Source organism: Variovorax stachyos, from assembly GCF_051400855.1.
In the GTDB taxonomy this organism is placed as follows: domain Bacteria; phylum Pseudomonadota; class Gammaproteobacteria; order Burkholderiales; family Burkholderiaceae_C; genus Variovorax.
Window position 1 is genome coordinate 106,302 of sequence record NZ_JBLFFN010000008.1, and the last position, 23,695, is coordinate 129,996.

Sequence of the window (23,695 nt, forward strand, 5' to 3'; positions counted from 1 at the left end):
TTCAGCGCAGGCCATCCCACTTGGCGACGTTCTCGGCGCGCAGGCCGCCGACACGCTCGTGCACGCGGTAGCCCGTGCTCATCGCGAGGATGAAGACGATCTCGTCGGCCGCCGGCGCACCGGGCACGCGGACCTCGATCGCGTCGAACTGGCCGCGCACGTAGCTGGCATTGATATTGGTGAGCGGCACATCCAGCGTCGCGCCGGGCGGCCCCACCTTCTTGGTCGAAGGCACGATCGACAGCGCGTTGCCCGGCTGGCCGGTCTTCTTCTCGTCCACGGTGCCGGCGGTGTAGGCCGCGCGGTCGCCCTTCCAGCCCAGCAGCTCGCGCATCGCGTAACCGCCCGGCACATGCCACAGAGCGCCATGCTCGAGCTCGCCGGCGGCACCGACGATGGCGCCCTTGCCGTAGGTCGCGATGCGATCGAGCGGCACGTCCATCGCGCCGTGCAGGCGGTGCGCCATGTCCACGCCCACGGGATCGAGCAGGCTCATCATCGGCAGGATGTCCGGTTCGTAGCGCCCGGCGAAGGGATTGGTCAGCACCGCGGCAATGGCGCCGCGCACCAACGGCGTCGCGGCGCGCGGGCCGAACTCGTGGTGGATGTGCTCGACCTGGGTGAAGACACGACGGATATCGATCATGAAAACAAGTCCTGCTTTTCGTTAAGCAAATACTGAACCAACTGCAGCGGCCTGCGGCGAATTCCCGAGCGCGAACACACCCGACGCTTGCGAGCTTAAAGGCTCCACCAGCCTCCATTGCCCCTGGCAAACGAGCATGGCGGACCAGATCAAGCTGGAGCGCTGCAGGTCGGCGGCGCGGGCGGCGCCCGCGTCCAGTGCGCGCTGCACCTGCGCCGGCGCGAGCGCCTCGACATCTACCGTGACCGGAAGATCGCCAAGGTCGCTGTCGTCCTTGCATTCGCTGGCGGGGCGGCGATGGATGCCCGCGTCTTCCACGTCGACCGCGTTGGCGATCACCGTGGCGGCCGCATCGGCCTGCGCCGCCGTCGCCGCGAGCACGGTCACGCTGTCGGCGATGCCCAGCGAGAAACTGCGGCCGCGCCAGCCGCTGGTGGCGACGCCGCGCACGGGCATCTCGGCGCGCAGCTCGAACTGGCCGTCGGTGGCAAGCGGTCCGCGCTCGCGGATGTCGAAGCGCGCCAGGTCGGCGAAGAGGCCGACGCGGGCGGACTGGCCGGGAGCGAGGTGCAAGGCGATGTCGCCGCCGTTGTTGATCCAGGCGCGCTCGATGCCATCGCGCCGATAGCAGGCCACGAGCTCCTGGGCGACGGCGCCCGCCACTGCGGCCATCGGCGTGATGAAGCCGGCGCGGAAGGGCGCGCAGGCCTCCCACATGCGCCGTGCGATCGGGCCCTGCAGCGCACAGGTCTCGCCCACCGGCTGGCGCAGCAGGCGCAGCTCGGCCACCAGTTCGTCGAGCACCGTGCCGAAGCGCCGCCACGCGAGCTCGTGCGCGACGGCAACCTCGATCTCGCTGCCGTGCGCCTCGGCCACGATGTCGATCGGGCCGTGGTTGAGGTGCCATCGGCCTTGGCCGATCGGCTGACGTTGTGCGCCATTCATGCGAGTGCGCAGCCGGCCAGCGATTGCACGCTCGCGCGGCTCGCCAGCGTGTCGGGGTGCCCGGCGCCGAGCGTCTGCACGCGCCGGCGCCAGGCCTGGCGCGCCTGCTCGCAGGCAGGCTGAGCCTGGCCGCGCCGGCCCAGCACCACGCCGAGGTTGTGGCGCGACAGCAGCGTGGGGGCGGCCAGCGGGCCGAACAGGCGCTCGCGGATCTGCAGGGCCTCCGAAAAAGCCTGCTGTGCCTCCACCAGCGCGCCGAGCGTCGCCAGCGATGCACCGAGGTTGTTGAGCGTGGCGGCGCGGTTGGCGGCGCTCGCTCCATCGGCGGGCATCATCGGCAGGGCCTCGCGGTACAAGGCCACGGCCGCGGCATGCTGCCCCTGGCCCGCGAGCGCATGGCCTCGGTTGTTGAGCTGCACTCCACGCGAGGACGAGGCACCGCCGCCCTGTTGCGGCGGCGCCGTGTTCGCGCAAGCGCTCAGCGCCAGGGCCAGCGCAAGGGCGACGCACGGGAGCAGCCAGGGTGTCGACATGGGCGCCTCAACCCAGCATCGGCGGATGGCCGAGCGGCCACGGGTTGGCATCGTCCATGCGGCGCCATTGACGCGCCAGCGGTGCGCCGTCGTTCTGCCAGGCGCCGCGCGCCAGCGCCTGCTCGAGCGAGAACACGTGCTCCATGTGGCCGCCGAGCGCCGCGTAGTCCTCGCGCCGCATGCTGAACTCGATGGGCGCCACGATGGCCGGCGTAGGTACGGTGCCGAAGCTGTTGTCGGGCATGCGCAGCACATCAGCCATGATGGTGATGCCGCCACCCGGCCACACATAGGCCGGCGCGCCGCCGCAGGTCACGTTGACCAGCGCGCGCTTGATGGCACGGGTGAGCAGCACCGGGTTCTCGGTCACGCCGGCGCGCAAGGATCCGCCGGCGCCGCCGAGGAAGAGCACGCTGCACAGCGAGGGCTCGCAGTTCTCGCCGATGCGCTCGACGACGCGGCGCACCTCGGCCGGCATCTGCTGCTCGACGGGCTTGAGCTCGTCGTCGAGCACGTACCACTGCGCATGCTCGCCTGTTGTGGAGGTCATCAGCAGGCGCAGGCCGGGCCTGGCCACGCCCTCCTCCCAGCCCTCGATGATCGAGAGCGGGTCGTCGATGTCGGTGCCGCCCCAGCCATTGCCCGGATTGGCCACCTGGAAATAGCGCCCAGGTGTGGATTTGCGCCCGCGCATCTGGATGCCCGATGGCCGCATGTCGAGGCAGCGCCCGGCCTGGTGCTCGGTGAGCACGCCGGTGATGTGGTCGTCGACCACCACCACCTCGTCGGCCTGGCTGAAGAGCTGGCGCGCGAAGATGCCGATGGCGGCCGAACCGCAGCCGACGCGCATGCGCTGTTCCTCGACCCCATTGACGATGGGCGCGCGGCCGGCCTGGATCACCATGCTGGCGCCGCCATCGATCACGCATTCGACCGGCTTCTTGTTGCCCAGCAGCTGCATCAGCTCGGCCGTCATCCGGCCTTCCTTCTTGCTGCCGCCGGTGAGGTGGTGCACGCCGCCGAGCGAGAGCATCTGCGAGCCGTACTCGGCAGTGGTGACGTGGCCCACCACCTCGCCGCGGTAGCGCACGTTGGCCTGCTCGGCGCCCAGGAAGCGGTCGGTGTCGATCTTCACCTTGAAGCTGCAGTAGCTGAAGATGCCCTCGGTCACCACCGTGACCATGTCCACGCCCTGGGCCTTCGAGGCCACGATGAAGGGCGCGGGCTTGTAGTCGGGGTAGGTGGTGGAGGAGCCCACGCCGGTCACGAAGACCTCGTCGGCGTGGAGGAGATCGCCGCTCCAGTCGGGCTCGGCACCGGGCGTTGCCGGCTCGGCCGCGGGGCGCGCGAAAGGCACCAGCGCAGGCGACGCGCTGGCCAGTTCGCGGCGCAGCAGCAGCACCGGGTCGACCCGCACCAGCACCCCCTCTCGATTCGCATAGCGGTCGCAGGCGCCGGTGCGGCCCTCGGAGATCTGGCAGAGCACGGGACAGGCGTTGCACTCGACCTTGGCCACGCTCATGCGCTCGTTGCGCAGCGGCGAGCGGCCGCTCGCCTCGGGCAGCACCGGCATGTCCATGCCGGGCAATCCATCTGTCTTGGTGTGTTCGGTCATCGCGGGCTTCTCGTGGAATCGTGGCGTCGGGCTGTGCAACAAATGTGCCGGAGGGCTCTCTTGTGCTGGGTCTTCGCTTTGTGTAGCATCCACTACAAATTCATGTGGTGATCACTACATGAAGTCAATGTAGCAAACAGACCCGATGCTTGCAATGGTGTTTTCTCAGGTGTCGCCGACAATCGGGGGGTTGCGGCAGACTGACGGTGCTCGGCTCCGCGCCACCGCGCACCCCGTCCGTGCGCGTTTTCTCGTTCACAACCACCCCTGATTCCTATGAGTGCATTCAGCGAAGAACGTGTGTTGAGCGTCCATCACTGGACCGACCGCCTGTTCACCTTCACCACCACCCGCGACCCGGCGCTGCGCTTCTCCAACGGTCATTTCACGATGATCGGCCTGAAGGTCAACAACAAGCCCCTGCTGCGCGCCTACAGCATCGTGAGCCCGAACTACGAGGAGCACCTGGAGTTCCTCAGCATCAAGGTCGAGGAAGGGCCGCTCACCTCCCGGCTTCAGCACATCCAGGTCGGCGACACCATCATCGTGGGCCGCAAGCCCACCGGCACGCTGCTGATCGACTACACGCTGCCGGGCAAGCGGCTTTATCTCTTCGGCACGGGCACGGGCCTCGCACCTTTCATGAGCATCATCCGCGACCCGGAGACCTATGAGAAGTACGAACAGGTCGTCCTGGTGCACGGCGTGCGCCAGATCGACGAGCTGGCCTATCACGACCTGGTGACCGACCATCTGCCCAAGCACGAGTTCCTGGGCGAGATGGTCGAGAAGCAGCTGCTGTACTACCCGACGGTCACGCGCGAGGAGTTCCGCAACATGGGCCGCATCACCGACCTGATCTCGACCAACAAGCTCACCGACGACCTGGGCCTGCCGCCGCTGAATGCAGCCGAGGACCGGGTCATGCTGTGCGGCAGTCCCGGCCTGCTGGTGGACCTGAAGCACATCCTCGAAGGCCGGGGATTCAAGGAGGGCAACACCTCCACGCCGGGCGATTTCGTCATCGAACGCGCCTTCGCCGAAAAGTAATGGCAGCGGCTCGCGCACCCAAGCCGGCCACGCGCCGCACCGGCGTGCGCGAAGCCGCCGCGCAGGCCACGCGCGACAGCATCCTGCGCGCGGCGACCAAGGTGTTCGCCAAGTACGGCTACGACGGCGGCAGCGTCGAGAAGATCTCGAAAGCCGCCAATTCGTACGACCGGATGATCTACTACTACTTCGGCAGCAAGGAAGGCCTGTTCATCGCGGTGCTGGAAAGCATCTACCGCCGCATGGACGATGCCGAGGCCGCGCTCCACCTCGATTCCAGCCGCCCCGTCGAGGCCCTCGCCGCGGTGATCCGCTTCGTGCTCGGCTACTACCGCAAGAACCCCGAGTTCGTGACGCTGCTCAACACCGAGAACCTGCACAAGGGCCGGCACATCGCGAAGTCGCTGCGCGCGCGCGAGTACTCGTCGCGCGCGATCGCGATCATTCAGGAGCTGCTCGAAAGCGGTGCGGCGCAGGGCCTGTTCCGCAAGGACGTGGCGGCGCGCGACCTGTACCTGCTGATCGCGTCCACCGGCTACTTCTACACCTCGAACCGCCACACGCTGACCGCCTTCCTCGGCGAGCCGCTGGAGACGCCGGAGGCGGTCGCGCACTGGGAGGACTTCGTGATCGAGACCGTGCTGCGCACGGTCGACGCGGGCGCTCCCGAGGAAGAAACACCACCACCCCACGAGGACAAGAAATGGCAGAAGTCGCAACTGGCGCAAAGTCGGGCAAGGTCGTCATCCGGAACATAGGCCTGCTGCTCTCGGGCGACCTCGACCGCCCCATCCTCGAGGCCGACACCCTCGTCGTGAACGACGGCCTGATCGTCGCGGTCGGCAAGGAAAAGGACTGCGACACCGAAGGCGCGCAGACGGTCATCGACGCGAAGAAGACCTGCGTCGCGCCCGGGCTGATCGACAGCCACGTGCACCCCGTCTTCGGCGACTGGACGCCGCGCCAGAGTCAGCTGGGCTGGATCGATTCCACGATGAACGGCGGCGTCACCACGATGATCTCCGCCGGCGAGGTGCACCTGCCCGGCCGCCCCAAGGACATCGTCGGCTTGAAGGCGCTGGCCATCACCGCGCAGCGTGCGTTCGACAACTTCCGCCCCGGCGGCGTCAAGGTGCTGGCGGGCGCGCCGGTGCTCGAGAAGGGCATGGTCGAGAGCGATTTCAAGGAGATGGCCGAAGCGGGCGTAGGCCTGCTGGGCGAGGTAGGCCTGGGCTCGGTGAAGGCCGGCTACGAGGCCAAGGAGATGGTGGCCTGGGCGCGCAAGTACGGCATCCAGAGCACCATCCACACCGGCGGCCCCTCCATTCCAGGCTCGGGCCTGATCGACAAGGACGTGGTGCTGGAGGCCGATGCCGATGTCATCGGGCACATCAACGGCGGCCACACCTCGCTGCCCGAGGCCCACGTGTGCGAGCTGTGCGAGAAGTCCTCGCGCGCCATCGAGATCGTGCACAACGGCAACGAGCGCGTGGCCATCGCCGCGGCCAGGGCGGCGCTGGACCTGAAGTGCCCGCACCGCATCATCCTGGGCACCGACGGGCCGGCCGGCTCGGGCGTGCAGCCGCTGGGCATCCTGCGCATGGTGGCGATGCTGTCCTCGCTGGCCAACATCCCGGCCGAGCTGGTGTTCTGTTTCGCGACCGGCAACACGGCGCGCATCCGCAAGCTGAACTGCGGGCTGATCGAGCCCGGGCGCGCGGCCGACTTCGTCTTCATGGACCGGGCGCAGCACACGGCCGGCAAGACACTGCTCGAAAGCGTGCAGCTGGGTGACATCCCCGGCGTTGGCATGGTGATGATCGACGGCATCGTGCGCTGCGGGCGCAGCCGCAACACGCCGCCGGCCACCGAGATCCCGGTGGTGGTGTCGGGCGCGCACTGACGCGGCGGCTGCCTTCTCAGTGCCGGCGCGGCGACTTGAAGATCAGCTGCCGCGCCGCCAGGAAGTTGAGCGCCAGCCCCGCGCAGCTGCCCAGCGCCACGCCGAGCGCCGGCACCCAGGCCCCGCTGAAGGCATGCAGCACGAGCACGTAGACGCCGTAGTTCACCACCGCGCCGCCGAGCATGGTCAGCAGGTAGCCGAGGTATTCGCGGGCCAGGGACGCGCCCGAATGGCGCGCACTGAAGGCATAGCGCCGGTTCAGCGCCCAGGTGGCGGTCGCGGCCGCGAGAAAGGACACCACGCGCGCCGCGTACCAGCCCAGCAGCGGCGCCGCCAGGTAGAGCACCCCCACGTCGACGCCGAGACCGATCACGCCGGCGAGCGCGAACAGCAGGAACTCGCGGCCCGCCTTCATCGTCGGGGCCGCTCGACGGGCCCACGATGCAGCACGCCCGGAATGGCCAGATAGCGCAGCCGCTTGGCCTCGCGGCGGCCCATGGTCACGGCGTGAAGCACGATGCCGCAGACGAAGGCCAGCATCGCGGTCAGCATGGTGCCGGTCAGCAGCACCGCGGTGGGCAGGCGCGGCACCAGGCCGGTGGCGAGGTAGGTCAGGGCCAAGGGTACGGCCGCGGCGATCGAGCCCAGCGTCAGCACGGTCGCGATTCCCGAGAAGAACAGCAGCGGCCTCTCGCTCACGAACAGCTTGCAGATGGTCCTGAGGATGCGCCAGCCGTCCCGGTAAGTGGACAGCTTGCTGTGCGAGCCCTCGGGCCGCGAGCGGTAGCGCACCGGCAGCTCGGCGAAGGGCATGCGCAGCTCCAGCGCGTGGACGGTGAGCTCGGTCTCGATCTCGAAGCCTTCGGAGACCGCCGGAAAGGACTTGGCATAACGCCGCGAGAACACGCGCAGGCCGGAGAGCATGTCGGTCAGCCGTCCGCCGAAAAGCGCCGCCACCGCGCCGGTGAGCAGCCGGTTGCCGAAGCGGTGGCCGGCGCGGTAGGTCTGGGCGTCCCCGCCGTCGTCGACGCGCGAACCGACCACCATGTCGAGGTTGCCTTGCACCAGCGTGTCGACCAGGTGGCGCAGCTCGCAGAGGTCGTAGGTGGCGTCGCCGTCGACCATGACGTAGATGTCGGCTTCCACGTCCGCGAACATCCGGCGCGCAACGTTGCCTTTGCCGCGCAGGGCCACATGCGTGACCTGGGCACCGGCTGCCCGCGCGACGGCCGCCGTGCCGTCGGTGGAGGCGTTGTCGAACACGTGGATCTCGATCTCGGGCAGCACGGCGCGGAACTCGTCCACCACCTGCGTGATGGCGAGCGCTTCGTTGTAGCAAGGGATCACCGCGGCGATGCGCAGCGCGGGCAAGGCGGCGTTGGAGGCAGGAGCTTCGGTCATGGTGCGGGGGGCAGGATACGGTACGCCTTGGCGCCGTCCTGCTCGTACATCAGGGCGAAGTGGCGGTTGAAGTCCTCATGGCCGGCCAGGTTGCGCGCCACCGTATCGGGCATCACGATGGCTTCGAAGCCCAGCCCGGCGAACCTGCGCGCGGCCTCGGCTCCGGGCAGCAGCGGGAAATCCGCATAGCGCCACGGGCCGAGCGTATCGCCCCAGATCGGGTTGGGCCCGTAGTAGATGGCCTCGCTGAGCGCGATCTGGTAGACGCGGCCGGAGACCTGCTCGCGCACGTGGTCCATCACGGCATAGCCCGGCACGTTGGCCCGCAGGAAAGCCTCCCGCGCGGCGGCCGTGGGCGACACCTTGGCCAGTTCGCGGGTGGTGTGCCGGACCGACACCGCCGCCAACATCACAAGGAACAGGCCGGCCGCGATGCCGCCCGCACTCACCGGCGAACCGGCACGGCCGGTCGCCGGCACCAGTCTGCGCAGCCCCGCCGCAACCCATCGCAGCAGCACCTGCCAGCCCAGCACCGCGACCAGAGCGAGCAGCGGGAAGGAGGCTGTCATGTAGCGCGGGTAGCGCGAGGTTGCCGCCCACACGAGCAGCGAGTAGGCGCAGAACACGATCGCCGCGTGCACCGCCGGCGAGCGCCGCCACGCCAGGCTGAAAGGTGCGAGCACCACCGGCCAGATCAGGAAGTTCGGCAACGCTGCGTGGGCGCGCACGTCGTCGACCTGGTTCTTGTAGTCGGCCAGGTTCCAGTTGCTGAAGCCGAACAGCTTGGCGCCGATTGGGTTGAAGGGGTCGCCAGTCATGACGGCGTTGCGCGCGTACCAGTAGACGCAGGGCAGCAGGAAGCACACGAGCCCCACCGCCCAGACGGCCGGGCGCCGTTCGCGCCGGACCACGAACCACGCGGCCAGCGGCAGGAAGGTCAGGGCCTGGTACTTGGAACCGGCCGCAAGCCCCAGGAAGAAGGCCGCCAGCGCCAGCCAGCGCGCGCCCTGCGCCGGTTGCGCCGCGTGCGACTCGTTCCACCACCACAGAGCGATCCAGGCGGACAGCACGAACAGCGCGACGCCCATGTCGATCAGCGCGTTCGAGTAGTCGCCGATGCCGAGCCAGATGCCGGCGGCCGCACAGGCCAGCACGCGATTGAGATGCTGCACGCCCAGGCGGTAGATCATCCATACCGACAGCCAGCCGGCCAGCCCGTTCATGAAGTGCGGCAGCGCGTCGTCGCCCACCAGCAGCGCGGCGGCATAGAGCAGGTTGTAGTTGTACGGGAACCAGGGGTAGCGCAGCCACTCGTGGATGCCCAGCGTGCCGGTCTGCGCCACCTGGCGCGCGTAAGGCAGGTGGTACATCAGCTCGTCGAAGGCCGCAGGCGGCGCCAGCGGCGCCACCAGCGTAGGCAGCGCGACCAGCGCCAGCGCGCCGAGGCCGGCCTTCTCGACCCAGGTGAGGGAGGGCCCCGGCTCGAGGGCACGCGCCTGTCGCAGCCATGCGGGGAACTGCACGCAGGCCGCGGCAAAGCCGACCGCGACGGGCAGCAGCACGCCGGGAACATTGAGCAGCCCCGCGATGCCGAGGGCCTGGAACACGCAGATGAAGATGCCCACGCCGAGCGCCATGGCCATGGCCATCTCGAGCCAGAAGTCGCGGTGCACCGGCGCACCGAGGCGCGCGAACACCGCCCGGCCGAAGCCCCAGCAGGCGGCGACGAAGATCGCGAGCGCCGCGTAATGCGCGGCTGCGAAGGTCAGTTTCTCGACCAGCATCAGAGATTGGGCGCCAACAGCCGCTCAAGGTCGGCTTCGCTCTCGTGGCGCCGTGCGGCCTGGTCCTGCAACTGGTCGCGCCCGATCTTGCCGACGTTGAAGTAGGTGGCCTCGGGATGGCTCAGGTAGAAGCCGCTGACGCTGGCGGCGGGCATCATGGCCAGGCTTTCCGTCAGCGTCATGCCGATGTCCTGGCACTGCAGCAGCTCGAACATCGGCCCCTTCACGCTGTGGTCCGGGCAGGCCGGATAACCGGGCGCCGGGCGGATGCCGCGGTACTTTTCGGCAATCATCGCCTCGTTGCTCAGCGCCTCGTCGGGCGCATAGCCCCAGAGGTCGGTGCGCACGCGGTGGTGAAGCGCCTCGGCGAATGCCTCCGCCAGCCGGTCGGCCAGCGCCTTCAGCATGATGGCCGAGTAGTCGTCGAGGTCGTCGAGGAAGAACTTCTCCTTCTTCTCGACGCCGATGCCGGCAGTGACTGCGAACATGCCCACGTAGTCGGCCAGGCCGCTGTCGCGCGGCGCCACGAAATCTGCCAGGCAGCGGCTGGGGCGCATCACGCCGTCGATCGCCTGCTTCTCGGTCTGCTGCCGCAGGCCGTACCAGGTGAGTGCGGTCTTGGTGCGCGTCTCGTCGGTGTAGATCACGATGTCGTCGTCGTTCACGGTGTTGGCGGGCCAGAAGCCGATCACGCCGTTGGCGGTGAGCCAGCGGCCCTCGATCAGGCGCTTGAGCATGCGCTGCCCGTCGCCGAAGACGCGCACCGCTTCGCTGCCCACCACCTCGTCCTTGAGGATCGCGGGGAAGGGCCCGGCCAGGTCCCAGGTCTGGAAGAAAGGCCCCCAGTCGATGTACTTCGCGAGCTCGCTGAGGTCGAAGTTGCGGAACATGCGCCGCCCGGTGAACTTGGGCACCGGCGGCACGTAGCCCTTCCAGTCGATCGGCGTCCTGTTGGCGCGCGCCTTGGCCAACGGCCACAGCGGCACCTGCTTCTTGCTGGCATGCAGCTGCCGGACCTTGTCGTAGTCGGCGTTGAGCTCGTCGATGTAGGCGGTGGCCTGCTCCGAGAGCAGCGACTGCGCCACGCTCACGCTGCGCGAGGCGTCGGGCACGTAGACCACCGGCCCCTCGTAGTGCGGCGCGATCTTCACGGCCGTGTGCACGCGGCTGGTGGTAGCGCCGCCGATCAGGAGCGGGATCTTGCGGATGCGGAAGTGCTCGTCCTTCTGCATCTCGCCGGCGACGTACTGCATTTCCTCGAGGCTGGGCGTGATCAGGCCCGACAGGCCCACGATGTCCGCGCCCTCGACCTTGGCGCGCGCCAGGATCTCGTGGCAAGGAACCATCACGCCCATGTTCACCACCTCGAAGTTGTTGCACTGGAGCACGACGGTGACGATGTTCTTGCCGATGTCGTGCACGTCGCCCTTGACGGTAGCGATGACGATCTTGCCCTTGGTGCGCACGTCGCGGCCGGCGGCCTCGTCCTGGCGCTTCTCTTCCTCGATGTAGGGGATCAGGTGGGCGACGGCCTGCTTCATCACGCGCGCCGACTTCACCACTTGCGGCAGGAACATCTTGCCGGCGCCGAACAGGTCGCCGACCACGTTCATGCCGTCCATCAGCGGGCCCTCGATCACGTGCAGCGGGCGGCCGCCCTTGGCGAGGATGGCGCGGTAGGCCTCCTCGGTGTCCTCGACGATGAAGTCGGTGATGCCGTGCACCAGCGCATGCGACAGGCGCTGGTTGACCGACACCGGCTGCTCGGGCGTGCCGCGCCACTCGAGCTTCTTGCTGTCGTCCTTGGCGCCGCTCTTGGCGGTTTCGGCCACTTCAACCAGGCGCTCCCCTGCGTCGGGCCGGCGGTTGAGCACCACGTCTTCCACGCGCTCGCGCAAGGACGGCTCGAGGTCGTCGTAGACGCCCACCATGCCCGCGTTGACGATGCCCATGTCCATGCCCGCCTGGATCGCGTGATAGAGGAACACCGTGTGGATGGCCTCGCGCACCGGGTCGTTGCCGCGGAAGCTGAAGCTTACGTTCGACACCCCGCCCGAGACCTTGGCGCCCGGCAGGTTCTTCTTGATCCAGCGCGTGGCCTCGATGAAGTCGACCGCGTAGTTGTTGTGCTCCTCGATGCCGGTGGCGATCGCGAAGATGTTGGGGTCGAAGATGATGTCCTCGGGCGGGAAGCCCACTTCATCCACCAGGATGCGGTAGGCCCGTTCGCAGATTTCGATCTTGCGCTGGTACGTGTCGGCCTGGCCCTTCTCGTCGAAGGCCATCACCACCGCGGCCGCGCCGTAGCGGCGCAGCAGCGTGGCCTGGTGCTTGAAGCTCTCCACGCCCTCCTTCATGCTGATCGAGTTGACGATGCCCTTGCCCTGGATGCAGCGCAGGCCCGCCTCGATCACCTCCCACTTGGAGCTGTCGACCATGATCGGCACGCGCGCGATGTCGGGCTCGCTGGCGATCAGGTTCAGAAAGCGCACCATCGCGGCCTTGCTGTCGAGCATGGCCTCGTCCATGTTGATGTCGATCACCTGCGCGCCGTTCTCGACCTGCTGGCGGGCCACCGCCAGCGCCTCCTCGAACTGGCCGTTGAGAATCATGCGGGCGAAAGCCTTGGAGCCGGTGACGTTGGTGCGTTCGCCGATGTTGACGAACAGCGTGCCCGCGCCGATCTGCACCGGCTCCAGGCCGGACAGCTTCATCGGGGGGACTTGGACGGGAGAAGTGGAATCTGAAGACATGTACTCACCTGCGAACGGGGTTCAGGCGAGCGTCGTTGCACTCCAGCGAATGGAAGCCCAAGCCTGACGCGGCGCCCTGGTCAAGGGAGGCCGCGCTGCAACGCTCCTTGGGAGCCGGGGATTTTACGCCGGCTTCGCGGCCCCGGACGCCGACGCGGGCAGGCCGAAGATCCCGTCGAAGGCCCAGTTGAAGATGAAGGTGTAGACCAGAAAGAACACCACCAAGCCCAGGTCCATCACCAGCGCCTGCCACAGGCTCACGTCCAACCACCAGGCGAAGACCGGCACCAGGAAGGCCACCAGCCCGCCCTCGAAGCCGATCGCGTGGGCGATGCGGCGGCGCAGGCTGCGTCCACGTACGGTTTGGCGCGACTCCCAGCGCTCGAACAGGGCGTTGAAGCTGAGGTTCCAGAGAATGGCGATGGCCGAGGCCAGCACCGCCGCCACGCCTGAATGGCCGGCGCTCTGCCCCGTCATTAGTGCCAGTCCCGCACTTGCCACAATGATGGCGATGCCCTCGTAGAGCGTGATGTAAAGGACGCGGCGCTTGAGCCCTTGCATGAAATCGATCCTGTGGTGCTGTGGATCCGCTCGACTTTATGTGTCTGTTGCTGATATAAAAAGTCATCTTCTTTCAGGTTTTCTGATAGCCGATGAGTTTCACCAGCGACAACGTGGAGGTTTTCCTCGCCGTGCTCGACCACGGCTCGTTCTCGGCCGCCGCGCGCGCCCTGCACCGCGTGCCCTCGGCGGTCAGCATGGCGATCGCCAACCTCGAAGCCGAGCTGGACCTCGCCTTGTTCGACCGCAAGGGACGTGAGCCCCAGCCGACGCCCGCCGCGCGTTCGCTGGAGCCGCAGGCCCGTTTGCTGGCGGCGCAGCTGCAGCAATTACAGGTGCAGGCACTGGCCCTCACCCGGGGTCTGGAGAACCGGCTGACCCTCGCCATCGCGCCCGAGCTGCTGGCCGCGCCTTGGAGCGGCGCGTTGGCCACACTCGCGCAGGAGTATCCGCAGCTGGAGGTCGAGGTGCTGGCCGCGCCGCAGGACGACGCGCTGGCGCTGCTGCACAGCGGCCGCGCGCAGCTGGCGCTGGTCTTCGAACGCCCGAGCCTGGACGGCCGCGAGGCCTTTCACGAGGTCGCCAACGAGATGATGGTGGCCGTGATCGCGCCAGGCCATCCGGTGCTGGCCGGTGCCGGCGGGCGGCTGCGCGAGGATCACCTGAGGACGACCCGGCAGATCGTCGTGGCGGGCCGCGACCTGGCCACCCGTGACCCGCGCTTCGAGTTCGCGCGCCATGTCTGGCGCACGGACAACGCGCTGGCGGCGCTAAGCCTGATCACCGCCGGGCTGGGCTGGGGTTGGCTGCCGCGCAACTTCGCCCGGCCGCATGTGGCGGCCGGCGCTCTGCTCGAGATCCCTTTCGAGAACCTCTCGAACGGGTTGGACCTGTGGGTGGACGTGGTCTGGTCGCGCGAACGCCCACTGGGCCTGGGAGCGCAGCGCTTCGTGGCGCTGATCGCGCGCAAGAAGGACTAGGGTTGATCGTTCGACGGCGGCCGGTTGATCCGGTCAAGCTGCCGTTGCCGCAGATCCGCGCCAGGCATGGCCGGCGCCGGGCCCGGCGCGGGACTTGGCGCCGGCGGGCGGCCGGCCGCTTGGCCCGGGTGCATTTGCGGGGGGCGAGCGCCCGGCTGCATGCCCGGCGGCTGGGCGTGCTGGGGCGGCCGGACGCCAGCATCGCCCCGCGGCGGACGGAAGTCGTGGCCAGGTTGGGGGGGTTGGACGCCAGCATCGCCCCGCGGCGGGCGGAAGTCGTGGCCGGGCTGCGGCGGACGGACGTCACGGTCAGGCCGCGGCGGCCGGAAGCCGTGCTCCGGCGGCGGACGCTGCCCGGGCGGCGGTTGCCAGCCAGGTTGCGGCCGGAAGCCTGGGTCCGGATGGGGCTGGTAGCCAGGGCCCGGGCGCGGCCGGTACCCCGAGTCGCGGTCATGCCAGGGCCGGGGCTCCCAATTCGGCCTCGGCGGCGGCACCGGACGCCATCCCGCCACCGGCGGTGGCGGCCGCCCATGCCACCAGCGCGGCTCGCGGTACCAGGGCCGGTCGCGGTAGTGGTCGGCCCAGTAGTTGCCGATCGTGAAGCCGACGATCGGCACGCCGATGGTCGCCCCGTATGTTGCCAGGGGGAGGCGCCGATCCTCGTAGACGTAGTCGATGGCGTCTGCATATACCCACCCGCGCAGGCCATCGGGCAGCACCACGTCGCACCACCTGTAGCCGCTGGTGCAGCCCAGCACCTCGAAGGGTTGGCCCCGCCCCAGCCGCGCCACCACCGGGTAGTCGCCCGAAGGGCCTGCTCGAAGATTGACGGTGCCGCGCGCGACGGCCTCCTGGGCCGCCGCGGCGACCGGAAGCACTAGGGCTAGGGTTCCGATGCCGATCCAGCGCTGCGCGAGCTTGCTGTTCATGGTGCCTCCTTGATGAACTTTCGGGGCAGACCGCGTGCCCGGGCATTGCCTTTCGGCGACGGCCTGACCGTCCAACGGGCCCGCTCGGGAGGCGGTGCACCGCCATAACCCTTGGAGAGCTTCTTCATCCGACCTTTACAGGAGGCCGGCGGCGGGGCGGATTCACTGAAGGTACCTTCGCCTTCGGCTGCGGTACGAGCCCCTTCGGAACGGCCGGGCGAGGGCTCAGGCGGCTTCGGGATAGAAGGCTGCTCGGTGCAGCGCCCGGCCCGCCAGCGGCGAAACCGCCTGCCCGATCGCGGCGATGTGTTCCGGCGTGGTGCCGCAGCAGCCGCCCACGATGTTGACCAAGCCCTCGGAGGCGAACTCGTGCAGCAGGCGCGAGGTGACCTCGGGCGTCTCGTCGAAGCCGGTCTCGCTCATCGGATTGGGAAGGCCGGCGTTGGGATAGCAGCTGATGAAGGTGTCGTCCGCCACCCGGGCGAGCTCCTGGATGTAGGGCCGCATCAGGGCCGCGCCCAGCGCGCAGTTCAGCCCGATGGCGAGCGGGCGCGCATGGCGGACGCTGTGCCAGAAGGCGGTGACGGTCTGGCCGCTGAGAATGCGCCCGGAGGCATCCGTCACCGTGCCGCTGATGATCAGCGGCAGGCGCTCGCCGCTCGCCGCGAAGTACTCGTCGACCGCGAAGAGCGCGGCCTTGGCGTTGAGCGTGTCGAAAATGGTCTCGACCAGCAGCACGTCGGCGCCACCTTCGACCAGCGCCTCCACCTGCTCGTAGTAGGAAACACGCAGTTCCTCGAAGCTCACGTTGCGCGCGCCGGGGTCGTTCACGTCGGGGCTGATGCTCGCGGTCTTGGGCGTCGGGCCGAGCGCGCCGGCCACGAAGCGGGGCTTGTCGGGGGTGGAGAACTTGTCGCAGGCGGCGCGGGCGATGCGGGCCGACTCGAGGTTCATCTCGCGCGCGAGGTCGGCCATCTTGTAATCCTCCTGCGCGATGCGGGTCGCGCCGAAGGTGTTGGTCTCGATCAGGTCGGCGCCAGCGGCCAGGTAGGCCTCGTGGATGTCTCGGATCACCTCGGGCCGTGTCAGCGAAAGCAGCTCGTTGTTGCCCTTCACGTCGCGCGGAAAGTCCTTGAAGCGCACCCCGCGGTACTGGGCTTCGGTGAGCTTGAAGCGCTGGATCATCGTGCCCATGGCCCCGTCGAGGATGGCGATGCGGTTGGCGAGGATGGCGGGGAGCTGCTGGGCGCGCGTGTAGGCGAGGGGCTTCATGGGGCGATTGTAGGAAGGGCTCGACGCCCGTGTCAGGGCCCGGCCTTGTGCACTGATGGAACCAATCCGCCAACGGGGGTTACGCATCTGGACGCGCTGCTTCGTCCATGGTGGACAAGGCCGCAAAACAGGAACAGCACCATGAACCAGCTCCAATTCAACGGCATCTGCGAAGCCGCCGCCCGGGCATTGCACGTCGAACCGTCGCCGCAGGACGGGCGCTACTCACTCTCGGTCGAAGAGCCCGAAATCCTCATGGATTTCGACGACGCGGAAGACGGCGACGCGCTCTTCTTCTACATCGACCTGGGCGACACCGACTCGCACGAGCGCGCCGAGGTCTGCGAGCAACTCCTGCAGCTCAACCTGCGCACGCACGGAACGCTCCGTGGCGCCTACGCCTTCGACACCGCCTCGTCGCGCGTGATTTTCTGCGGGGAGCTTCGCGATGGCGAAGCGCTCGACGGGGCATTCGTGGCGGAGATGCTCCGGTTTCACCTGGAGGAAACCAGGACGGCGCGGGACGTCATCGGGGTGCGGGCGTCGGAGGGCCATGGCGTGTTGCTGACCAGCGTGCTGGCTTGACCGGCGTTTGCCATTACTCAACTGTTTCTTCCATCATCATCCAATCGCAAAAATTCGTCATGACAGATAGATTCTCAAGCCTGAACCACCCTGCAATCAACCGCGGTGCTTCTCGATCAGCACAAAAAGTCAAAAAAAAGGAGAAGGAAAAGAAGCAGTCAAAACTGACAAGTTTGGTCCCCCGATTGCCGTTGAAAGACACGGCTGGCACGAAATCCACCGATCGACCTAAGCAATCAAAGAAAGCAGAACAATCAACGAAAGGCCAGCGCTTTCAAGACGATGAATTCGACTCGAGTGAAGCATCTATGACTCGTGAAGCATCAGAACGCAGGTGAAAGTCTGATTGTTTTCAGCCCGCTTGAAGACAGCGAAACAAGTACCCGGAAGTGGGAAGCCAGCACCAGTCACCAGTTGCCGAAGAGAAGCCCTCAGGATTCAAAAAGGCTAATCCATCCCGACAGACCAGGCAGAACCTAGGTACGGTCTTGTCTCCTAGAGAAAAGAAAAAAGTTCCTGTATCAACAGGTCCGTGGAAAGCACCTGCTGCTGACGCTGAGCACGAGGAGCGCCACCGCCAACACCCTGCACCGGCGCGATTGGTGCGTCAGGAGCGCGTCTTGACTATGACAAAAATTGTGCAAAGTTCCAGCATTGCTCGATCTCAAGACCCTGGCGTCCGCCAAGGCTTGGCCAATCCGCCCGTCGCCCTGCATACCCCTACAAATGTCGACGATCCGAGTTCCACGCATGTCGTGAACAGCTTCGCGACATTGACATTGATCCCGGATGACGCAGGCTCTGCAACTGCCTCCGAAGACGATCAGCGCAACGAAAATTAGTGAGCAATGCAGGATGCAAACCTGCATCCTTGACTTCCCCGGCGATTTCGGGACGAAAGCGCAGCTCTTACCGCCTTTCAACAAACTCCAGCACCGCCTCCACCATCCGCCGCACCACCGGCTGCACGCGGATGGCGGTCTCAGGCAGGTACGCAAAGGGCGGTTGCTCCTCCATGTAGCTGGCCTGCGTCATTTCCAGCTGCACTGCATGCACGCCACCCGCGGGATTTCCGTAGGTGCGCGTGATGTGGCCGCCTTTGAAGCGGCCATTCAACACCGCGGTATAGCCGCTTGCCGATGAGGCGATCCGGAGCAGCGCATCAGCCAGCTCCGGATCGCAGCTCGTCCCGCCCCCTGTCCCCAGATTCAGATCGGTCAGCCGCCCTTCGAAGAAGCGCGGCAGCACCGACCTGATCGAGTGCGCGTCCCACAGCGCGACGGTGCCGTGCACCGCCTTCATGCGCTCCAGCTCGGCCGCCAGCTTCTGGTGATACGGCTTCCAGATCGCATCGACGCGCGCCGCAATCTCGGCTTCGTCCGGCACATCGCCGGCGGCGTAGACCGGGGTCTTGTCGAAGGTGTCGACAGGACACAGGCCAGTGGTGTCCTGGCCCGGGTAAAGGTTCTGGTTGTCGGGCGGCCGGTTGAGGTCGATCACATAGCGCGAGTGCGTGGCCACGAGCACGGAAGCCCCCAGTTCGTCGGCGAAGCCGTAGAGGCGCTCCAGGTGCCAGTCGGTGTCGGGCACCTGCCTCGCCTCCTCGGTCAGGCGCGCGGCCAGCGCGGGCGGCAGGTGGGTGCCGACGTGCGGCATGGAGATCAGCAATGGCCGCGTGCCCTGGCGGAAGCGGAAAGGCGGCTCGGTGGTTTCGAAGAAGTTGTTCATGATGAAGTGGTGAGCAGTTGGCTGCGCGCGGCGACGAAGGCCGCCGCCGCATCGTGGTGAAGCGGGTGCAATCCGCCGGCGACGCGCTGTTGACCGGCCACCCAGGCCGAGGCAATCGCGTTGGTCCGGTGGCTGGCGAAGACGTGCGAAGAGAGCATGTCGCTCGCGCAGAGGCCGGCGAGCGCGGGATGGACGGCGTCGAGCATCACGAAGTCGGCCCGCTGGCCAATGACCAGGCCCCCGATCGCGCGGCCCGAAGCCTGTGCCCCGCCCTGCACGGCCGCGAGCGTCATGGCCGTCGCGACGCAGGGCTGGGCCGCATCGGCGCCGATGTTGCGCTGCCGGGTCGCCAGCCGCTGGCCGTACTCGAGCAGCAGCAGTTCCTCGGCCGCGTTGACGCACGCATGGCTGTCGGAACCCACGCCCCAGCGCCCGCCATGCGCGCGCCACGCCCCGAAGTCGAAGAGGCCGTCGCCGAGGTTGGCCTCAGTGGTCGGGCACAGCCCCGCGACCGCGCCGCTCGCGGCGGCATGGCGGTATTCGCTTGCGTCCATGTGCGTGGCATGGACCAGGCACCAGCGGGCGTCGACCGGCGCATGGTCGAGCAGCCAGGCGACAGGGCGCTGGCCGCTCCAGGCCATGCAGGCCTCGACCTCGGCGATCTGCTCGGCGATGTGGATGTGGATGGGTGCGGTGGCATCGATCGCGTCCAGCCCCGAGAGCACCTCGCGCAAGGCATCGGGCGCGACCGCGCGCAGCGAATGCGGCGCGAGGCCGAGGCGCGCCCCCTGCGACTCGCACAAGGGACGCAGCCGCTCGAGCAGGCGCAGCATCGAATCCGTCGAGCGGATGAAGCGCCGCTGCCCCGCGTTGGGCGGCTGGCCGCCGAAGCCGCTGGACTGGTAGAGCACGGGCAACAAGGTGAGGCCGATGCCGGTTCGCTCGGCGGCGCGCAGCAGGGCCAGCGCGAGCTCGGCCTCGTCGGCATAGGGGCGGCCGTCGCGGTCGTGATGCAGGTAGTGGAACTCGCACACCGAGGTGTAGCCGGCCTCGAGCATCTCGACATAGAGCCAGGTGGCGATGGCCTCGACCTGCGCCGGCGAGAGCTGGGCCGCGAAGCGGTACATCAGCGTGCGCCAGCTCCAGAAGCTGTCTTCTCCGCTGCCGCGGAATTCGGTGAGGCCGGCGAAGGCGCGCTGGAAGGCGTGCGAATGCAGGTTGGGCATGCCGGGGACGATGGGGCCGGTGGAGAGAGGCGCATCAGCCTGCGCTTCGGCATCGGGCTGCACCAGCGTGAGCCGGCCTGCCGCGTCCCAGCGCAGCAGCACGTTGCGCGCCCAGCCGGAAGGCAGCAGCGCATCGCAGGCATGCAGGGCGCCGGGTTCGGTCATCGTCCGCCCCCCTGCGCAATGCGGCCTTGACGGACCACGCGCCTGGCCGCGCGGTGGCCGAACCAGTAGGCCAGCTCGGAGGCATCGGTGGCGTCCCACAGCACGAAGTCGGCGGGCCGGCCCGCACCGAGCACGCCATGCGTGTCCGACAGCCCCAGCGCCCGCGCCGCGTGCACGGTGACGCCGGCCAGCGCCTCGGGCACCGTCAGGCGAAACAGTGTGCAGGCCATGTTCATCATCAGCAGCAGGCTGAGTGCCGGCGAGGTGCCGGGGTTGTGATCGGTCGACACGGCCATTGGCACGCCGGCCGCGCGCAGCGCTTCGATGGGCGGCAGGTGCGTGTCGCGCAGCGTGTAGTACGCCCCCGGCAGCAGCACGGCGACGGTGCCGGCCTCGCGCATGGCCGCGATGCCGTCGGAGGAGAGGTGCTCGATGTGGTCGCACGAGAGCGCGCCGTAGCGTGCCGCCATTGCCGCACCGCCCATGTCGGAAAGTTGCTCGGCATGCAGCTTGACCGGCAGGCCTAGCGTGCGGGCAGCCTGGAACACGCGCTCGGTCTCTTCCAGCGAGAAGGCGATGCGCTCGCAGAAGACATCGACCGCGTCGACCAGCCCTTCGGCGGCGAGCGCGGGCATCATCTCGCCGCACACGGCATCGATGTAGTCGCCGCTGCGGCCGGCGTATTCGGGCGGCAGCGCATGGGCGCCGAGGAAGGTGGTGCGCACGGTCACGCCGTACGCTTCGCCGAGCCGTCGGGCCACGCGCAATTGCTTGCGCTCGTGCTCGAGCGACAGGCCGTAGCCGGACTTGATCTCGATGGCGCACACGCCGTCGGCCAGCAGCTGTTCCAGGCGCGGCGCGGCCTGGGCGAAGAGCTGGTCTTCGTGGGCCTCCCGTGTTGCGCGGACCGACGAGACGATGCCGCCGCCGGCTTTCGCAATCTCCTCGTAGCTCGCACCCGCGAGGCGCATCGCGAACTCGTTGGCGCGCTGCCCGCCGTAGACCAGGTGCGTGTGGCAGTCGATCAGGCCGGGCGTGACAAGCGCGCCTGCGCCGTCGTGGCGCGGCGCATCGGCGAAGCGCTCCGGCACGGCGCGGCTGCCGCCGATCCAGGCGATGCGGCCCTGCTCCACGGCAATTGCCGCTTGCGCACCTTCGGGCAGCATCACATCGGGCGCAGCGCCGGGCGCGAGCCGCAGGTCGCTCCACAGGCCGTCGGCAGAAGGAAGTTGGTTCAGGTTGTTCATCGTTCGCCCCTCAAGGCTGCGGGTTGGCGGGCAGGATGCGCACCACGGCCATGCGTGCATCCGGGGTTTCCGGCACGGCCTGCCACCCGCGCGATGCATCGGTCCAGCACAGGCCCTCGCCTTCGCGGCAGATCTGCTCCTCGCCGCCCAGGCGCCAGTCTCCGCGCAAAGCAAGCAGCACGCCATGAGGAGCCGCTTCGACGACGGCTGCACCCCCGAGCACTCGCACCTCGGCCTGCCATTGCCCGCGCCGCGTCATCACGTTGAAGTCGCTCGAGGCCCCGCCCTGCAGCGTGCAGTCGATCTCCGCATCGCCGGCAAAGGCGTAAGGCCGGTGCGGCATGTCGAGCCGGTGATCGATACGCCCATCGCGCGAACGCAGGCGAACGCCCTCGCCCTCCAGCAGCATGATGCTGCGATCGATGCCCGCGAAGACCGAGAAGGGCCCCCGGGCCGCGATGGTCGCGATGCTCACGCGCCAGCCGAAGTCGGACAGGCCCGCGCCCGGTGGCCAGCAGGCGATCTCCTGCGTGGTGCCGCCGCCGTTCTTCCACGGCGTTACGGCCAGGCTGCGGCGCGAGAAACGCGTAAGGGCCATCACGTCAATCGGGCTTGATGTTCTGCTTCTTGATCACCTCGGACCAGCGCGCGGTTTCCGTGCGGATGGTGGCCGCGAGGTCCTGCGGCTTGCCGCTGCCGGGTTCCAGGCCTTGGGCAGCGAACTTTTCCTTGATCGCAGGCTTGGCCAGCGAGCGCGCGCTCTCGGCGTTGAGGCGATCGACAACGGCGGCAGGCGTCCCGGCAGGCGCCATCAGCGCATACCACGACACGGCCTCGAACTTCGGCAGGCCCTGCTCCGCGATGGTGGGCAGCTCGGGCATGGCGGCCGAGCGCTTGAGGCTGGCGACGCCGAGCGCGCGCAGCTTGCCGGAGTTGACGTGCGGCAGCACGGCCGACATTGCACCGAACATCATCGTCACCTGGCCGCCGACCAGGTCGTTGATGGCCGGGCCGATGCCCTTGTAGGGCACGTGGATCAGCTTCACGTCGGCCTCCAACGCCATCAGCTCGCCGGCCAGATGGGCCTGGCTGCCGGCGCCGGGCGAGGCGAAGCTCAAGGTGCCGGGCTTCTGCTTCGCCAATGCGAGCAGGTCCTTGAGCGATTGAATGGGCACCTCCGCATTGACCGCGAGCACGTTCTCCACCGTCGCCAGCATTGCGACCGGCGCGAGCTCGCTGGCCTTGTAGGGCAGCGAGGGAAAGAGGGTGGGGTTGACCGCGATGTTGCCCACCGGGACGATGCCCAGCGTGTAGCCATCCGGCACGGCCTTGGCGATCTGCTCGACGCCGATGTTGCCGGCCGCGCCCACCTTGTTCTCGACGACGAAGGGCTGGCCGAGCGAGTCGGAAAGCTCCTGTCCGATCACGCGTGCCAGCACGTCGGCCGGGCCGCCGGGCGCGAAGGGCACGATGATGCGTACCGGTTTGGCAGGCCATGCCTGCGCGTGAACGACGGACGCGAACAGAAGAGGCAAGAGAAGGGCAAGACGACGCTGGATCATCAGAGTTCCTCGAAGGTGGGAAGGTCGGAATGGGCGATCTGCGCGAGGACGTCATAGTCCGCGCGATCGGGCACGGCGAAGCCCGCAAGCAACAGGCGTTGGGTCACGGCACGCAGCTCGGGCGCTTTCGTGCTGGCCTGCAGCGCATCGCGCAGGCGCGCGAGTTGGTCAGGCTCCAGTGCGTCGGTGGCCACCAGCGGCGGAATGGGCCGCGCCTCGGTGCTCGCGATGGTGCGCACCTGCTGCGCGAATGCGGGCTCGCCTTGCCGCAGCAGGTCGTGGTAGTAGCTGTCGAGCGGGCCGACGTCGATGGTGCCGGCGGCCAGCGCATCGATCACGCCGCGCGCGTGGATCAGGTTGCCGACCGCCTTGCGGTAGAGGCGCTGTCCCCGCACTTTCCGATAGGGCGCGAGGTGGTGCGCCAGGGCGACGCCGCCCGACATCGAGTCGGCCAGCGTGTAGCCCACGACGCCGCCGAAGGTGTCTTCGAGGCGCTGGTACGGCGCATCGGAGCGCACCACGACGTCGGTGAAGTAGACCGGCCGGCCGCCATAGCGCGTCGGCGAAGGCACCGGCGCTGCGACCAGCGTGGGCCGTGGCGTGCGCTGCGAGAAGGGCAGCCCGCACATCATCGCCAGGCCCAGGTCCTCGCGCGCCCACAGCGCGGAGAGCGGCGCGGGCGCGTCGTAGTCGATCACCTCCCAGGCGAGCTCCGCGCGCGCAAGCACCCATGCGAGCAGGGTCTTCCAGTCGGCCCGCGCCGAGGCGGTGGCCGAGTACATGCGCGCGTTGGCGACGCGGGCCATGGCG

At 68.3% G+C, this 23,695-nt stretch carries 24 protein-coding genes and 1 riboswitch; of the genes, 7 read left to right on the forward strand and 17 right to left on the reverse strand.

The window, feature by feature from the left end; translation table 11 throughout:
• Position 1: 1 nt before the first annotated feature.
• From ACMGEZ_RS16715 to ACMGEZ_RS16730, 4 genes are read right to left on the reverse strand one after another with little or no spacing between them, the layout of a single operon-like run.
• On the reverse strand, positions 2-646 hold the full coding sequence (locus ACMGEZ_RS16715; protein WP_436823390.1) for an amino acid synthesis family protein: 645 nt from the start codon (positions 644-646) through the stop codon (positions 2-4).
• A gap of 21 nt (positions 647-667) precedes the next feature.
• A complete protein-coding gene (locus tag ACMGEZ_RS16720; protein WP_436823391.1) occupies positions 668-1,591 on the reverse strand; it encodes a UPF0280 family protein in 924 nt (307 codons plus the stop codon).
• Positions 1,588-2,124: a tetratricopeptide repeat protein gene (locus tag ACMGEZ_RS16725; protein ID WP_436823392.1), complete on the reverse strand. Its 537-nt coding sequence runs from the start codon at positions 2,122-2,124 to the stop codon at positions 1,588-1,590. Before ACMGEZ_RS16725 ends, ACMGEZ_RS16720 begins: the two co-directional genes overlap by 4 nt.
• A 7-nt stretch (positions 2,125-2,131) precedes the next feature.
• Positions 2,132-3,739, reverse strand: a complete 1,608-nt coding sequence (locus ACMGEZ_RS16730) for a 6-hydroxynicotinate reductase (protein WP_436823393.1) — start codon at positions 3,737-3,739, stop codon at positions 2,132-2,134.
• Positions 3,740-4,015: 276 nt separating this feature from the next.
• On the opposite strand from ACMGEZ_RS16730, the gene ACMGEZ_RS16735 reads away from it, so the two are divergent.
• From ACMGEZ_RS16735 to ACMGEZ_RS16745, 3 genes are read left to right on the forward strand one after another with little or no spacing between them, the layout of a single operon-like run.
• Positions 4,016-4,789 carry a ferredoxin--NADP reductase gene (locus ACMGEZ_RS16735; protein WP_436823394.1) on the forward strand — a complete coding sequence of 258 codons (774 nt, stop codon included), beginning with the start codon at positions 4,016-4,018 and terminating at the stop codon, positions 4,787-4,789.
• Positions 4,789-5,547 (forward strand): TetR/AcrR family transcriptional regulator, encoded by a 759-nt coding sequence (locus tag ACMGEZ_RS16740; protein WP_436823395.1) that lies wholly within the window; start codon positions 4,789-4,791, stop codon positions 5,545-5,547. The genes ACMGEZ_RS16735 and ACMGEZ_RS16740 overlap by 1 nt, the downstream gene beginning before the upstream one ends.
• Positions 5,493-6,692 (forward strand): amidohydrolase family protein, encoded by a 1,200-nt coding sequence (locus ACMGEZ_RS16745; protein ID WP_436823396.1) that lies wholly within the window; start codon positions 5,493-5,495, stop codon positions 6,690-6,692. Before ACMGEZ_RS16740 ends, ACMGEZ_RS16745 begins: the two co-directional genes overlap by 55 nt.
• Before the next feature lie 16 nt (positions 6,693-6,708).
• Here the strand turns inward: ACMGEZ_RS16745 and ACMGEZ_RS16750 are convergent, their stop codons facing one another.
• The 5 genes from ACMGEZ_RS16750 to ACMGEZ_RS16770 form a co-directional block, all read right to left on the reverse strand.
• Positions 6,709-7,107 (reverse strand): GtrA family protein, encoded by a 399-nt coding sequence (locus ACMGEZ_RS16750; protein WP_436823397.1) that lies wholly within the window; start codon positions 7,105-7,107, stop codon positions 6,709-6,711.
• Positions 7,104-8,093: a glycosyltransferase family 2 protein gene (locus ACMGEZ_RS16755; protein WP_436823398.1), complete on the reverse strand. Its 990-nt coding sequence runs from the start codon at positions 8,091-8,093 to the stop codon at positions 7,104-7,106. Before ACMGEZ_RS16755 ends, ACMGEZ_RS16750 begins: the two co-directional genes overlap by 4 nt.
• Positions 8,090-9,877, reverse strand: a complete 1,788-nt coding sequence (locus tag ACMGEZ_RS16760) for an ArnT family glycosyltransferase (protein WP_436823399.1) — start codon at positions 9,875-9,877, stop codon at positions 8,090-8,092. Before ACMGEZ_RS16760 ends, ACMGEZ_RS16755 begins: the two co-directional genes overlap by 4 nt.
• Positions 9,877-12,630 (reverse strand): methionine synthase, encoded by a 2,754-nt coding sequence (gene metH / locus ACMGEZ_RS16765; RefSeq protein ID WP_436823400.1) that lies wholly within the window; start codon positions 12,628-12,630, stop codon positions 9,877-9,879. Before metH ends, ACMGEZ_RS16760 begins: the two co-directional genes overlap by 1 nt.
• Positions 12,631-12,650: 20 nt before the next feature.
• Positions 12,651-12,745: riboswitch (S-adenosyl-L-homocysteine riboswitch) on the reverse strand.
• A gap of 8 nt (positions 12,746-12,753) precedes the next feature.
• Positions 12,754-13,191, reverse strand: a complete 438-nt coding sequence (locus ACMGEZ_RS16770) for a PACE efflux transporter (protein WP_436823401.1) — start codon at positions 13,189-13,191, stop codon at positions 12,754-12,756.
• A 92-nt stretch (positions 13,192-13,283) separates the two neighbouring features.
• Between ACMGEZ_RS16770 and ACMGEZ_RS16775 the strand changes: the two genes are divergently transcribed.
• On the forward strand, positions 13,284-14,171 hold the full coding sequence (locus ACMGEZ_RS16775; RefSeq protein ID WP_436823402.1) for a LysR family transcriptional regulator: 888 nt from the start codon (positions 13,284-13,286) through the stop codon (positions 14,169-14,171).
• Here ACMGEZ_RS16775 and ACMGEZ_RS16780 read toward each other — a convergent pair.
• Both ACMGEZ_RS16780 and ACMGEZ_RS16785 read right to left on the reverse strand, forming a co-directional pair.
• Complete coding sequence (locus ACMGEZ_RS16780) at positions 14,168-15,100, reverse strand: SH3 domain-containing protein (protein ID WP_436823403.1); 933 nt, start codon at positions 15,098-15,100, stop codon at positions 14,168-14,170. The two genes, ACMGEZ_RS16775 and ACMGEZ_RS16780, sit on opposite strands and share 4 nt — an antisense overlap.
• Positions 15,101-15,325: 225 nt before the next feature.
• Positions 15,326-16,372: a homocysteine S-methyltransferase family protein gene (locus tag ACMGEZ_RS16785; protein ID WP_436823404.1), complete on the reverse strand. Its 1,047-nt coding sequence runs from the start codon at positions 16,370-16,372 to the stop codon at positions 15,326-15,328.
• Positions 16,373-16,513: 141 nt separating this feature from the next.
• On the opposite strand from ACMGEZ_RS16785, the gene ACMGEZ_RS16790 reads away from it, so the two are divergent.
• The 3 genes from ACMGEZ_RS16790 to ACMGEZ_RS16800 are packed head-to-tail and all read left to right on the forward strand — an operon-like array spanning position 16,514 to position 17,799.
• A complete protein-coding gene (locus tag ACMGEZ_RS16790) occupies positions 16,514-16,957 on the forward strand; it encodes a CesT family type III secretion system chaperone (RefSeq protein WP_436823405.1) in 444 nt (147 codons plus the stop codon).
• Between the two features lie 59 nt (positions 16,958-17,016).
• On the forward strand, positions 17,017-17,295 hold the full coding sequence (locus ACMGEZ_RS16795; protein ID WP_436823406.1) for a hypothetical protein: 279 nt from the start codon (positions 17,017-17,019) through the stop codon (positions 17,293-17,295).
• Between the two features lie 51 nt (positions 17,296-17,346).
• A complete protein-coding gene (locus tag ACMGEZ_RS16800; protein ID WP_436823407.1) occupies positions 17,347-17,799 on the forward strand; it encodes a hypothetical protein in 453 nt (150 codons plus the stop codon).
• A gap of 67 nt (positions 17,800-17,866) precedes the next feature.
• On the opposite strand, the gene hutG is transcribed toward ACMGEZ_RS16800, so the two are convergent.
• From hutG to ACMGEZ_RS16830, 6 genes are read right to left on the reverse strand one after another with little or no spacing between them, the layout of a single operon-like run.
• A complete protein-coding gene (hutG, locus tag ACMGEZ_RS16805; RefSeq protein ID WP_436823408.1) occupies positions 17,867-18,685 on the reverse strand; it encodes an N-formylglutamate deformylase in 819 nt (272 codons plus the stop codon).
• A complete protein-coding gene (locus ACMGEZ_RS16810; protein ID WP_436823409.1) occupies positions 18,682-20,076 on the reverse strand; it encodes a formimidoylglutamate deiminase in 1,395 nt (464 codons plus the stop codon). Before ACMGEZ_RS16810 ends, hutG begins: the two co-directional genes overlap by 4 nt.
• Positions 20,073-21,323: an imidazolonepropionase gene (gene hutI / locus ACMGEZ_RS16815; RefSeq protein ID WP_436823410.1), complete on the reverse strand. Its 1,251-nt coding sequence runs from the start codon at positions 21,321-21,323 to the stop codon at positions 20,073-20,075. Before hutI ends, ACMGEZ_RS16810 begins: the two co-directional genes overlap by 4 nt.
• Before the next feature lie 10 nt (positions 21,324-21,333).
• A complete protein-coding gene (locus tag ACMGEZ_RS16820; RefSeq protein WP_436823411.1) occupies positions 21,334-21,921 on the reverse strand; it encodes a HutD/Ves family protein in 588 nt (195 codons plus the stop codon).
• Between the two features lie 4 nt (positions 21,922-21,925).
• Positions 21,926-22,885: a Bug family tripartite tricarboxylate transporter substrate binding protein gene (locus ACMGEZ_RS16825; RefSeq protein WP_436823412.1), complete on the reverse strand. Its 960-nt coding sequence runs from the start codon at positions 22,883-22,885 to the stop codon at positions 21,926-21,928.
• Positions 22,885-23,691 (reverse strand): phosphate/phosphite/phosphonate ABC transporter substrate-binding protein, encoded by an 807-nt coding sequence (locus ACMGEZ_RS16830; protein WP_436823413.1) that lies wholly within the window; start codon positions 23,689-23,691, stop codon positions 22,885-22,887. Before ACMGEZ_RS16830 ends, ACMGEZ_RS16825 begins: the two co-directional genes overlap by 1 nt.
• Positions 23,692-23,695: the final 4 nt, after the last annotated feature.

Bases quoted from the DNA above. Each gene is read 5' to 3' on its own strand.
- ACMGEZ_RS16785 (WP_436823404.1), bottom strand. From the start codon at position 16,372: ATGAAGCCCCTCGCCTACACGCGCGCCCAGCAGCTCCCCGCCATCCTC.
- ACMGEZ_RS16820 (WP_436823411.1), bottom strand. From the start codon at position 21,921: ATGGCCCTTACGCGTTTCTCGCGCCGCAGCCTGGCCGTAACGCCGTGG.
- hutI (WP_436823410.1), bottom strand. From the start codon at position 21,323: ATGAACAACCTGAACCAACTTCCTTCTGCCGACGGCCTGTGGAGCGAC.
- ACMGEZ_RS16745 (WP_436823396.1), top strand. From the start codon at position 5,493: ATGGCAGAAGTCGCAACTGGCGCAAAGTCGGGCAAGGTCGTCATCCGG.
- ACMGEZ_RS16825 (WP_436823412.1), bottom strand. From the start codon at position 22,885: ATGATCCAGCGTCGTCTTGCCCTTCTCTTGCCTCTTCTGTTCGCGTCC.
- ACMGEZ_RS16795 (WP_436823406.1), top strand. From the start codon at position 17,017: ATGACAGATAGATTCTCAAGCCTGAACCACCCTGCAATCAACCGCGGT.
- ACMGEZ_RS16725 (WP_436823392.1), bottom strand. From the start codon at position 2,124: ATGTCGACACCCTGGCTGCTCCCGTGCGTCGCCCTTGCGCTGGCCCTG.
- ACMGEZ_RS16735 (WP_436823394.1), top strand. From the start codon at position 4,016: ATGAGTGCATTCAGCGAAGAACGTGTGTTGAGCGTCCATCACTGGACC.
- ACMGEZ_RS16810 (WP_436823409.1), bottom strand. From the start codon at position 20,076: ATGACCGAACCCGGCGCCCTGCATGCCTGCGATGCGCTGCTGCCTTCC.
- ACMGEZ_RS16755 (WP_436823398.1), bottom strand. From the start codon at position 8,093: ATGACCGAAGCTCCTGCCTCCAACGCCGCCTTGCCCGCGCTGCGCATC.
- ACMGEZ_RS16715 (WP_436823390.1), bottom strand. From the start codon at position 646: ATGATCGATATCCGTCGTGTCTTCACCCAGGTCGAGCACATCCACCAC.
- ACMGEZ_RS16775 (WP_436823402.1), top strand. From the start codon at position 13,284: ATGAGTTTCACCAGCGACAACGTGGAGGTTTTCCTCGCCGTGCTCGAC.
- ACMGEZ_RS16720 (WP_436823391.1), bottom strand. From the start codon at position 1,591: ATGAATGGCGCACAACGTCAGCCGATCGGCCAAGGCCGATGGCACCTC.
- ACMGEZ_RS16780 (WP_436823403.1), bottom strand. From the start codon at position 15,100: ATGAACAGCAAGCTCGCGCAGCGCTGGATCGGCATCGGAACCCTAGCC.
- ACMGEZ_RS16770 (WP_436823401.1), bottom strand. From the start codon at position 13,191: ATGCAAGGGCTCAAGCGCCGCGTCCTTTACATCACGCTCTACGAGGGC.
- ACMGEZ_RS16730 (WP_436823393.1), bottom strand. From the start codon at position 3,739: ATGACCGAACACACCAAGACAGATGGATTGCCCGGCATGGACATGCCG.
- ACMGEZ_RS16790 (WP_436823405.1), top strand. From the start codon at position 16,514: ATGAACCAGCTCCAATTCAACGGCATCTGCGAAGCCGCCGCCCGGGCA.
- ACMGEZ_RS16740 (WP_436823395.1), top strand. From the start codon at position 4,789: ATGGCAGCGGCTCGCGCACCCAAGCCGGCCACGCGCCGCACCGGCGTG.
- hutG (WP_436823408.1), bottom strand. From the start codon at position 18,685: ATGAACAACTTCTTCGAAACCACCGAGCCGCCTTTCCGCTTCCGCCAG.
- metH (WP_436823400.1), bottom strand. From the start codon at position 12,630: ATGTCTTCAGATTCCACTTCTCCCGTCCAAGTCCCCCCGATGAAGCTG.
- ACMGEZ_RS16750 (WP_436823397.1), bottom strand. From the start codon at position 7,107: ATGAAGGCGGGCCGCGAGTTCCTGCTGTTCGCGCTCGCCGGCGTGATC.
- ACMGEZ_RS16760 (WP_436823399.1), bottom strand. From the start codon at position 9,877: ATGCTGGTCGAGAAACTGACCTTCGCAGCCGCGCATTACGCGGCGCTC.
- ACMGEZ_RS16830 (WP_436823413.1), bottom strand. From the start codon at position 23,691: ATGGCCCGCGTCGCCAACGCGCGCATGTACTCGGCCACCGCCTCGGCG.